Below are 501 nucleotides of genomic sequence, written 5' to 3' on the forward strand. Positions count from 1 at the left end.
TGGTAATAACAGAGGGATCACCTGGTACAACTTTGTGTCCGATCAGTATTCCGGCTTTCATGGCATCGTTATACCGGGGACGCTGAGGGACTCTATCTTTGTGCTGGAAGGTCTTCTGGAACAGGAGACCGGGCTGAATCCAACCGAAATTATGACCGATACAGCAGGTGCCAGCGAACTTGTCTTTGGCCTTTTCTGGCTGCTGGGATACCAGTTTTCTCCACGCCTGGCTGATGCCGGTGCTTCGGTTTTCTGGCGAATGGACCATGATGCCGACTATGGCGTGCTGAATGATATTGCCAGAGGGCAATCAGATCCCCGAAAAATAGTCCTTCAGTGGGACGAAATGATCCGGACCGCTGGCTCCCTGAAGCTGGGCAAAGTACAGGTTTCAGTGCTGGTCCGTTCATTGCTGAAAAGTGAACGTCCTTCCGGACTGACTCAGGCAATCATTGAAGTGGGGCGCATCAACAAAACGCTGTATCTGCTTAATTATATTGA

The 501-nt window shown here is 50.7% G+C and carries 1 protein-coding gene; it reads left to right on the plus strand.

Annotated elements, in window-relative coordinates; all coding sequences use genetic code 11:
- The coding region (locus tag PG883_RS24025) for a Tn3 family transposase (RefSeq protein WP_208488471.1) at positions 1-501 on the plus strand (501 nt) is incomplete at both ends.

Origin of the sequence: Aeromonas sp. QDB25 (assembly GCF_027707725.1) — a bacterium.
GTDB classification, from domain to species: Bacteria; Pseudomonadota; Gammaproteobacteria; order Enterobacterales; family Aeromonadaceae; genus Aeromonas; species Aeromonas caviae.